9 protein-coding genes and 1 pseudogene are annotated in these 8,789 nt (G+C 37.4%); 5 read left to right on the top strand and 5 right to left on the bottom strand.

Annotated features, from left to right (window positions below; genetic code table 11):
* Window positions 1-1,328 (top strand): molecular chaperone DnaK (gene dnaK / locus ABYK33_RS11050; RefSeq protein WP_373033265.1); only part of this gene is annotated, 1,328 nt, incomplete at its 5' end.
* A gap of 68 nt (window positions 1,329-1,396) precedes the next feature.
* On the opposite strand, the gene ABYK33_RS11055 is transcribed toward dnaK, so the two are convergent.
* The gene (locus ABYK33_RS11055) at window positions 1,397-2,869 is read right to left on the bottom strand and encodes a BamA/TamA family outer membrane protein (protein ID WP_373033266.1); all 1,473 of its coding nucleotides are present in this window, start codon (window positions 2,867-2,869) and stop codon (window positions 1,397-1,399) included.
* A gap of 136 nt (window positions 2,870-3,005) precedes the next feature.
* On the opposite strand from ABYK33_RS11055, the gene ABYK33_RS11060 reads away from it, so the two are divergent.
* On the top strand, window positions 3,006-3,305 hold the full coding sequence (locus tag ABYK33_RS11060; protein WP_373033267.1) for a chorismate mutase: 300 nt from the start codon (window positions 3,006-3,008) through the stop codon (window positions 3,303-3,305).
* A gap of 165 nt (window positions 3,306-3,470) precedes the next feature.
* Here ABYK33_RS11060 and ABYK33_RS11065 read toward each other — a convergent pair whose 3' ends face one another.
* Complete coding sequence (locus ABYK33_RS11065) at window positions 3,471-3,650, bottom strand: DUF6726 family protein (RefSeq protein ID WP_373033268.1); 180 nt, start codon at window positions 3,648-3,650, stop codon at window positions 3,471-3,473.
* Between the two features lie 125 nt (window positions 3,651-3,775).
* On the opposite strand from ABYK33_RS11065, the gene ABYK33_RS11070 reads away from it, so the two are divergent.
* Entirely contained in the window at window positions 3,776-4,429 is a 654-nt protein-coding gene (locus tag ABYK33_RS11070) for a response regulator transcription factor (RefSeq protein ID WP_373033270.1), read from the top strand.
* Window positions 4,386-5,603, top strand: a complete 1,218-nt coding sequence (locus tag ABYK33_RS11075) for a sensor histidine kinase (protein WP_373033271.1) — start codon at window positions 4,386-4,388, stop codon at window positions 5,601-5,603. The genes ABYK33_RS11070 and ABYK33_RS11075 overlap by 44 nt, the downstream gene beginning before the upstream one ends.
* A gap of 2 nt (window positions 5,604-5,605) precedes the next feature.
* Here ABYK33_RS11075 and ABYK33_RS11080 read toward each other — a convergent pair whose 3' ends face one another.
* Genes ABYK33_RS11080 through ABYK33_RS11090 form a run of 3 tightly spaced genes read right to left on the bottom strand, consistent with a single transcriptional unit; the run spans window position 5,606 to window position 7,889 of the window.
* Window positions 5,606-5,998, bottom strand: a complete 393-nt coding sequence (locus tag ABYK33_RS11080) for a CBS domain-containing protein (RefSeq protein WP_373033272.1) — start codon at window positions 5,996-5,998, stop codon at window positions 5,606-5,608.
* A gap of 11 nt (window positions 5,999-6,009) precedes the next feature.
* Complete coding sequence (locus tag ABYK33_RS11085; RefSeq protein ID WP_373033273.1) at window positions 6,010-6,360, bottom strand: transcriptional regulator; 351 nt, start codon at window positions 6,358-6,360, stop codon at window positions 6,010-6,012.
* Complete coding sequence (locus ABYK33_RS11090; RefSeq protein ID WP_373033274.1) at window positions 6,357-7,889, bottom strand: DUF1538 domain-containing protein; 1,533 nt, start codon at window positions 7,887-7,889, stop codon at window positions 6,357-6,359. The genes ABYK33_RS11085 and ABYK33_RS11090 overlap by 4 nt, the downstream gene beginning before the upstream one ends.
* A 303-nt stretch (window positions 7,890-8,192) precedes the next feature.
* Between ABYK33_RS11090 and ABYK33_RS11095 the strand changes: the two are divergent.
* A pseudogene (locus ABYK33_RS11095) lies at window positions 8,193-8,789 on the top strand (hypothetical protein); the annotation flags it as partial.

An 8,789-nucleotide genomic window follows, 5' to 3' on the forward strand; every position in this document is an offset into this window, starting at 1 on the left:
AAGAAGCAGAGCAGATCGTAGTATACGATCTTGGTGGTGGTACATTTGATGTTACTGCACTTGAAACAGGTGACGGTGTTGTTGAAGTTATGGCAACAGGTGGAGATGCATTCCTTGGTGGGGATGACTTTGATAATAGAATCATTGACTTTGTTGCAGATGAGTTTAAGGCAGAGACTGGCATAGATGTGAAAGCAGATGTGATGGCGCTTCAAAGAGTTAAAGATGCGGCAGAGACAGCAAAAAAAGAGCTTTCTTCATCAACTGAAACAGAAATAAACCTTCCGTTTATCACAGCAGATGCATCAGGACCAAAACACTTAGTGACAAAAATCACTAGAGCAAAATTTGAGTCACTTATCGGTGACTTGGTAGCATCTACGATCAAAACAGTTCAAGGTGTACTGAAAGATGCTGGTCTTAGCACTTCTGATATCAACGAAGTAGTTATGGTTGGTGGTTCTACTAGAGTACCATTGGTTCAAGAAGAGATGAAAAAATTCTTCGGTAAAGAGCTTAACAAATCTGTAAACCCGGATGAAGTTGTTGCACTTGGTGCGGCTATTCAAGGTGGTGTACTTGCAGGTGATGTAAAAGATGTACTTTTACTTGATGTAACCCCATTGAGTCTTGGTATCGAAACTTTAGGTGGTGTAACAACTAAGGTCATTGAAAAAGGAACGACTATTCCTGCGAAGAAGTCACAAGTATTCTCAACAGCGGAAGATAACCAGCCAGCGGTTAGCATACATGTACTTCAAGGTGAAAGAGAGTTTTCTAAAGATAACAAATCACTTGGTATGTTCGAGCTTAGAGACATTCCTGCAGCGCCAAGAGGGGTACCACAGATCGAAGTTACATTTGACATCGATGCGAATGGTATCTTGACCGTTTCTGCGAGTGACAAAGGTACTGGAAAATCTCAAGAGATCAAGATCACTGGTTCGTCAGGACTTTCTGATGAAGAGATCGAAAAAATGGTTCAAGATGCTGAAGCGAACAAAGCTGAAGATGAGAAAAGAAAAGAAGTAGTTGAAGCAAGAAACCAGGCAGATGCATTGGTTCACCAAACAAGAAAGTCATTGACTGATCTAGGTGAGAACTTTGATGCTGCAGAAAAAGAGAGTATCGAAGCTGCTATTATAGATCTTGAAGAGACACTTAAAGATGACTCTGCAACTAAAGAGCAGATAGAAGAAAAAGTGAAAGTTTTGACTGAAAAAAGTCATAAGCTAGCTGAAGCAATGTACGCTAAAGAACAAGGCGGCGCAAACCCTGAAGCAAAAAAAGCAGACGATGACGATGTTATCGATGCTGAAGTAGAGTAAAACTCTACTTCAATCATACGACTAGTCGTATGAGTATTCTGGGCTTTGCCTGGAATACATTTTAAAGATTAAAAATCAAATGGCTGATTCACCATGAGCCATACATTGGTACCTTCATCTCCTGTAGCAACCTCTAAACGCATGGGTATCTCTTCTACCATAGCACGTAAACTCACCCCCACATCATATTTCATATCGGATAATAGATCAAAATTGTATTGATCATGCACTCTTCCTGCTTCTACAAATCCAACAAGCTGGAACCAATCTACCTTGACAGGAACTAGATCATTATCTTTCAGAGGATTATACTTGAGGATAGCCCTATACTCTACCGTTGCATATGATACCGCTTTGTCTGAGAACCGATCTTTATCATACCCTCTCATACGAGAATAGCCACCAAGTCGAGCACCTTCCCATATAGGTGGACGGTGTAGATTTAGACCGGGAGCAATTTCATTGTCGTTGTCCCAAGAGAAGGAATATCCTGTCCATAGGCTGAGCGCAAGGACATTTTGTTTGGTAAAAGAGAAACTGTCAAGGCTAATGTAATGGTTGTATTTAAACTCTAAGAAATCCCAGCTCTGTGTGGAGTCTCCCCAGTCAAAATCTTTGGAATATTGCAGTTCAAAATGATATCCTCTGGAGGGGTTCAGGTCAAAGTCCGTATTATCATGTGTAAGAAAAAACCTTAGACCATTGGTCTCCCATTTTGGTGCTGAAGTCAGATCTTTATTTTCCCATATGCTAAAGTCTTGCCAGTTTTCAAAGCTGTTGGATTGGTAAAATGTTTTTAGTCCTATAGAGGTACTGCCGGATAATAGGGGTGTTCCAGATCCACAGGCATGTCTACCTATAGCAAATCCATCTAGCAGTGAACATGCCCCTCCCGGATTATCCAGTCCTGCCCCGAGAGGAAGTACATATCTGAATGTAGTATGAAAAAAATTTGAATCTCCTGCTGAAACAAATACATCATCTTTATCCGAATCATGTGAACCGTTGAAATGGTAATGTTCTTTTGGAAAATAACTTTTAAATCCTGTAAAAGAAAAGAAAAGTCTTTCTGTATAAGGGATTTTATAGTCTGAAAAGGAGATGAACCCTCCTGTCAAACGTGCATCATCATCTTCTCCATTTGTAGTGATGTCTTGCGAAAATCCCGCAAACGCTGCTGCTACGAATGTTGTTTGAGGTTGAAACAATCCCTGCTTGATCACACCTACTCCTCCAGCTAAACCAGCTGAATCCGTAGAAAATGCAAAAGGAAGGATGATCCATTCTTTATTACATGCTGTGAGATTTGTATCATCATCAATATTGGAGACTTTAGAAAATACAAAAGGTTGCACATCCCATACTTCACATTTTGTGAGAGCTGTATCTTTTTGGGCAGTGGGAACAGTAGAGAATTCCAAGGGACTGACCGTCCATACTTTATTTTCTGTCAGATTCAATTCCTCTTCCGCATATAAGAGATCACTTATGAGAAAAGTACTACTTAACAAAGAGATAAAGAAGTGTTTTTTGTATTTCATTAAATAATTATATCTTAAAGAGTATAAAGGGTGAACCCATAATGTGTACTTCTAATGGTTCAATGCATTCTATATTATTTCAGATATTTTTAGGCTATAATACAACTATTATAGAGATATCATTAAGGATAGAATCATGGAAATTAAAAAGTGTACCACACTTGAAGAAGCAAGAAACGAAATAGATAGCGTAGACAGAGAGATCGTCGAATTAATTGCAAAACGTAATGAATATATTAAACAGATAGCCTATTTTAAAACAAGTGTAGACGAGGTCAAAGCAGAGGAGAGAATAGCAGATGTTATTGCGCATGTAAGAGAACAAGCTATTTCTCTTGATCTCTCTCCCAATCTCATCAATGATCTCTACGTCAGAATGATAGATGAGATGGTAGAAAGTGAGATCTCTGAATTTAAGAATGCGCAAAGATACTAGTACTAAACGCAATTGGTTGCGTGAGCACTCTGCTGAAGAGGGCACAGCGTCAGCGTAGCGATATAAGGAGCTTTGCTTTTTATGCGTTAATAATAGTACGTGAGATCTCTGAATTTAAGAATGCGCAGAGGTATTAAACCGTTAAATTATGTAAGGTTTCAGTGTTTAATCTTCATCCTCGTCGTCTGAATCTGAAACTGCATCTACCGCAGAACCTGCTACATCTATAGTTGCACTTGCGACACTGCCCACGATAGCAATGGGCGCTGTGACAACTTGTGTACATCCAGACAGTAAAGCCAAAATTATAATAGAATAGAGTGTTGATATTTTAGGACTCGGCATTTAGTGTCTCCCTGTACTGATTGGTTCATTTTTTCATGTGGGGATTATAGCATAAACACTTTGTGTAGAGGAGTACACAAAGAGTATGTTAGAATATATGAATTGATTTATATATAAGGTGTTCCATGAAAATACTATTGCTTGAAGATGATGTGATCTTACAAGAGATCATAGAAGAGTTTCTTGTCGAGAACGGTTATGATGTAGAGAGTTTTTTTGATGGTGAAAAAGCACTCGATGCAATAGGTTCAAATGCTTATGATATGCTGCTATTGGATGTCAATGTACCTAATATTGATGGTTTTGAAATACTCTCCTACTTACGTGAAATAGGTAATACCACACCAGCCATATATATTACATCTCTTGCGGGAATAGAGGACCTAAAAAAAGGATTTGATCTGGGTGCCGACGATTACCTGAAAAAGCCTTTTGAACTTGAAGAACTCAATGCCCGTATAAAACATATCGTTAGGATATACCGTCTACAGGAAGAGATAGAGTTTGACGGTATGAAATTCATTCCTAAAGCACATCAGATCTTTGTCAATGACAGTGTGGTTGAAATGCGACAAAAAGAAGCACAGGTTTTAGAATATTTCATCCGCAATACAGGAAAGATCATCTCTTGTGATGAGATAATAGAAAATGTATGGGATGATGAGCATGTACCTGCTCATGCGACAATTCGTACCTATATTAAAAATCTAAGAAAAATGTTTGAAAAAGAATATTTTGAGAATATTAAAGGAGAAGGTTATCGTTTTAACATCATATGAGCGCAAATCACTTTTTAGTTTTTTGGCGGTGTATCTGATATCTGTATTTATATTACTCGCTATCATAGGATATCTTTTCTTTGAAAATAACCGTACTTCTATGCAAAATGCTATGAAGTTTGAAATGATGTATCAGGCACGTATGTTATCTTCTTCTATTGTAATGAGAGCAATGGAGGATCATACAAAAGGAGCGATGGAGGAAATAAGCCGTAATGATTTCTTGAAAAATTTAAAACATTGCCGTTTTCAGGCAGGATATTATGATAAAGATCAAAATGCTATCTATACAGAAATTGATAACTTTAAAGTGATGGACAAAGATTTCTTTATCAAAGATGAAAGTTGTTATACGGTCATAGAAGACAAGAGTAATCATTTAGGTGTACATTATATAGTATTAAAAGAAAATGATCTATCTAACACGGTACAGCAAATGCGTATTAAGATCATAGGGTATCTGGTATTTTCATTCATACTTATGGGGATAGTGGGCTATTTTTTAGGACGGCTATTTTTAAGACCTGTAAGGGAACAGATAGAGTCTTTAGATAATTTTATCTCAGATACAACCCATGAACTCAATACTCCCATTTCAGCTATTTTGATGACTATACAGTCTTTAAAAGATGTAGAACCTAAAAAATTAAAACGATTGGAAGCCAGTGCAAAAAGACTTTCAGTGATGTACAGTTCTTTGACCTACAGGCTTGAAGGAAAAGTAGAATCTTCAGAGATGTTGTATTTTGCCAGTATTATAGAGGAAAGGGTTGAGTATGTAAAAGAGCTTATAAACTCTAAACACCTACATATCACACTTGATCTGGAACCCACACAAGTCTTTATGCCTCAAACATCTTCTTATAGACTGATAGACAATTTACTTTCCAATGCTATCAAGTATACTGATGTAGGCGACAGTATCTACATTACCCTTAAAGATAATGTATTAAAGATAAGAGATACAGGGATCGGTATAGATAAAAAAGTTCAGGATGATATTTTTAAACGTTATCACAGAGAAAATGATGAACGTGGAGGTTTTGGAATAGGTTTGAATATCGTACTTTCCATTTGTAAACAGTACAACATAAAACTAGACCTTGAGTCGGAAAAAGGAGAAGGAAGTACATTTATACTTACCTTTCCCAAGGTTCCTCATAGGGAATTATAAACCTATTCTACGCTATCCATAAGGATACCGATGATATCTGTCATTGTTAGGATACCATGAAGTTCATTGTTATCTAGGACCAGTAAACGTTTGATACTGTTCTGTACCATCATTCTTGCAGCATATTTCACATCAAGTTTTGTAGATACGGAAAAGGCTGGTGTTGATGCTATGTCATAGACATTAAGAAGATCGATATCTCCATCTTCAGCAACAATACTCTGTAAGATATTTTTGAAAGTCACAAGTCCATAGGCGCCATCATCGGTATTTTTATCTACAATGACAGAACGTACAGAATGTGTTTTCATAAGGCTGATAGCTTCTCTTACTGTTGACATAGGTGAAATTATTACCAACTTTTCTTTAGGTGTCATTATCTTTTCTACTAACATTTTTTACTCCTTTATATCATCGATTTAATGTCATGTTCAAATTTGTGTAACTCTTTTGTGTCAAGGCCTGCTACGTGACTCAGTGGCATGGTAAATGCTAAGCCATTGTTGTCCGGATTATCCAGGTCAAACTTCTGACGAAGTACTCGCATGACTTGCATTGAGAGTTTTCTTGGTAAGACAAAGAGTAGAACAGAGACATTTTCTTCAAGTGTGAGACCAAAGAATACTTTCTTTTCTTCAAGCCCGATATTTTTTCCATGTAAAATGGTGACAGAACCTGCTCCTGCTTCTTTAGCAGCTTCTATGGCGGCTTCTTCATCTTTATCCTGTATGATGACGATCAGTGCGGTAAATTTCATAACTCTTCTCCTTCAATATTGGATTCTTCTAAGTTCTTTTTCTTTTTATAATACTCTGCGTGAATACCATATCCCATTACAGTAAGCATTGGAAATAGGGAAGCAAAAGCGATCAGACCAAATCCATCTATCAGTGGATTACGTCCCTCAATGTTTTCTGCCAACCCCAACCCCAGTGCTGCAACCAAAGGTACGGTCACAGTTGAAGTGGTCACACCCCCACTGTCATAGGCAATAGGCACAATATATTTTGGTGCAAAATAGGTAAATATGATGACCAATATATATCCTGCAATGATATAGTAGTGTATAGGATCACCTGCAACAATACGGTATGAACCTAAACCAATACCAATGGCAACACCAAGTGCTACTACCATTCTAAGTATATTTTGTTTAATGTTCCCTTCGCTTATCTCTTCTGCTTTGATGGCGATGGCCAGTAGTGCAGGCTCTGCCATTGTGGTAGAGAAACCTATAAGGAATGCAAACAGATAAATGAGCAGGTTATTACCCATATCAGTAAGCTGAAAGGCTATGGTCTCACCTATAGGGAAAAGTCCCATCTCAAGTCCTACAATAAATGCATAGAGACCAAGGATCACCATGATGATACCAACGACTATCCTATATAAATGTAGCACAGGTTTTTTGATAATGATATACTGAAAGAAGAATATCACTATGAGGATAGGTGCAACATCTTTTATGGTATTGACAAGGTCAATAAATGCATCATAGGCTGAAAATGCGTAGTGATGTACTACAGCTTCAGTCTGTACTACGACTTCAGTAGGAAGTACAGGAGCAGTGTCCCCAGCCAAAGAATAAACGATAATTCCATAGACCTGTACGAAGATCATAGGTGTCAGAGAAGCAAAAGCAATGAGACCAAAACCGTCAATAGCAGGGTTTCTCCCTTTGATACTTGACGCCAGTCCTATACCAAGTGCAGCAACCAGGGGAACAGTAACTGTAGAGGTAGTCACACCGCCTGAATCATATGCTAGACCAATGATCTCTACAGGGGCAAAAAATGTGACGATAACAACTAAAATATAACCGCTTATGATGTAATAGGCAATAGGGTGACCAAGTAAAATACGAAGTGTACCTAACGCGATGGCAAAGCCTACAGAGAGTGCTACAGTCATACGTAACCAAAAAGCATCAACAAGACCATGTGAGATCAGTGCGGCTTTATTTGCTATGGCAATGAGTGCGGGTTCTGCTACAGTGGTTGAAAAACCTATAGTAAAGGCAAAAAGTAAAAGCCAAAAGATTGAACCTTTTTTAGCAAAGTCTACAGCTAAGCCTTCGCCTATGGGAAAGATACCCAGTTCAAGACCTCGGATAAATAGTGCCAAACCTACTGCTACTATAGTGAGTCCTATGACAATGGAGATGAGATTATCCGGTACAGCACGGATAATGACACCTTGAAATAGTGCAACAACAATGATAATAGGAAGGAGATCTCTAAAAGAGTTTTTTAGGTCCCCTGAAAATATTTTAAGGCTTTCTCTCATCATGATTGAGATTATATCTATTATAAGATAATTCTATGCTATAAAGTCTCTATCTTTCTTCTATAAAGTATAAGTGTACCTTTTTGTTCCAATTCTTTTAGTAATCAATGGCGGTAAATAGAAGAACTCCTCCTGTAACATAGGTTAAAGAAAGTAATAAAACTCAATTTAATAGATAAATATACCAATTTCTTATATATTAATAATAATTATCAATTTAATTATTATTTAAGTTAACTTTGGTTAAATTACGATTTAGATAATAATTATCAATTTTAAAACAAGTAAAATAAGGGATTACAAATGAAAAGATTAACTACGGTATTAAGCCTAACAGCAATATTGGCAACAGGAGTTCATGCTAGTTCACTGGAAGAGAGAGTGAAAGCACTGGAAGAACAAAACAGTGTATTGACAGAAGAGGTGCTTGCATCACAAACGGGCGGTTTTACACTGGTTGATACAGATAAGTCCTACAGTGGTCTAGGTGCAGCTGCATCTAAAGTGTATTTTTCTAAAAATCCACTTTCTATAGGTGGTTATGGTGAAATGTTTTATGCTAACCCAGACAATGGTGATGATTTTGCAGATATTTACAGATTTATTACATATTTTGGTTATAAATTTAATGACTGGGTTATATTGAATGCGGAAATCGAATTTGAACATGGTGCCAATTCCGACAAAGGTGGATCCGTTGTTGTTGAGTTTTTATACCTTGACTTCTTACTTTCAGATAAGTTCTCAATTAGAGCAGGACATGTACTTACACCTATGGGACTCACAAACCTTAGACATGAACCAACACTTTTTAACACAGTGCAAAGACCAGAAATTGAAAGACAGCTTATTCCATCAACTTGGCATGAGAATGGTGTACTTGCTTATGGTAGATTTGAG

The sequence above is a fragment of the Sulfurovum sp. genome, assembly GCF_041562805.1.
Taxonomy (GTDB): Bacteria; Campylobacterota; Campylobacteria; order Campylobacterales; family Sulfurovaceae; genus Sulfurovum.